This is a genomic window from Alkalimonas cellulosilytica, from assembly GCF_036325985.1.
Taxonomy (GTDB): Bacteria; Pseudomonadota; Gammaproteobacteria; order Enterobacterales; family Alteromonadaceae; genus Alkalimonas; species Alkalimonas cellulosilytica.
Genome location: NZ_JAUHLI010000045.1, coordinates 1 through 1,368, shown reverse-complemented (window position 1 = coordinate 1,368; position 1,368 = coordinate 1). Strand labels below are relative to the sequence as shown.

Below are 1,368 nucleotides of genomic sequence, written 5' to 3'. Positions count from 1 at the left end.
AAGAGCGAAAAGCGGACTTTCGGTAAAATCAAATCAACTTAGATATTGCTAGATAACGTTATCAAAATAATCCTTAAAGCTTGTCAATTGAACTGAGAATTCCGTCAGTTGTCAGTGAAGACAAGATTGCCATTGACCAGCTGCGGCATGGGCTGGACTGTTCGATAATGCCCAGGCCGCCTGTATGCGAGTTCGGATTCGATCCTACTGAAAACTAAGAAAAACAACTAAGCCATTCCGGAAAGGGAGTGGCTTAGTTTCAACAATCTACGGGCGCTGGAATAAAATCTCTTTGCCATTACTGACTAAAAAGGCATAAGGTCTGGTTAATCGAACACCATTAACAATGTAAACTTCTGGCACCAAAACATAACCCTTGTAATTTCTAATTATTGCTGGGTGCAACAAGGCCCCTCGGTTCAACTCTGCAACAATTACATCTCTGTATTCATCATCAATTATAGCGCCGCCAGCTACCGAGATATTCATACTTATAAAGCAGTACTCCATTATTTCGTCTGGCCCATCAATGAAGTGATGGGATGGGTTATTTTTGATAAATGACTCTACTTCTTGAGTACGCCTGGAATCGAAATTTCTAATTTCACCACAGATATCACCTTTAACCATTATGTATGTGTTGTAGTTCCTATCTCCTCTCATAGTCATTGAAGGACCAAAACTAATATTTTCGTATTCCTCTTTGATAGAATCCATAACCTTTCTGGATACATAATCCCTCAATAAAACAAAGTCCCAACCGCCACCATGCACTTTAAAATCTTGACCATTAATAAGCTCCACAATCGCCGGCCGCCAGCTCATTTCACGATCCACTCGCCCAATCATCATTTCACTGGCCACAACACCGAATAAACCTTGGCCAACGCCCATGATGGCACCACCTGCCACCCGCTCACCGGTGGAGGAGCGACCAGCGACACCAGCTTGGGTTCCATCAGTGAAGTCCCGCATTCCCTGACCAACCCGAGCAGGCTGAGCCATTCGTGCGACATTAAGCGCCTCAGAAATAGTGTCATCCCACACGTAGTGAGTGCTGGACAGCACTTCAAGCACAGGGTAGCCTTGCGCATCTGTTTTAGGACCGCTGTTACCGGTGCTAGCGCAACCAGACAAGATGAGCGCAGAAGAGATCCCTATTGATAAAAGAATTTTTTTTAGCATCGCATTCTCCCTTGACGTAAAATCCATTAGGTTCTGTCTTTTATTAGATGGTAGGGCTAACCCCAGAAGTAATAACTTTCAAATCATGCCATGGCACTTCAGAAAATTCACCATTAAAAATCATTTTTTTCACTGGTAAGATTTCAGTGTTAACTTGGTGGATAAAGTCGGCTTTTGGCACAA

At 43.3% G+C, this 1,368-nt stretch carries 1 protein-coding gene; it reads right to left on the bottom strand.

The window, feature by feature from the left end; translation table 11 throughout:
- Nucleotides 1–267: 267 nt before the first annotated feature.
- A complete protein-coding gene (locus QWY20_RS18450; RefSeq protein WP_330130449.1) occupies nt 268–1,185 on the bottom strand; it encodes a hypothetical protein in 918 nt (305 codons plus the stop codon).
- Between the last annotated feature and the right edge of the window lie 183 nt (nt 1,186–1,368).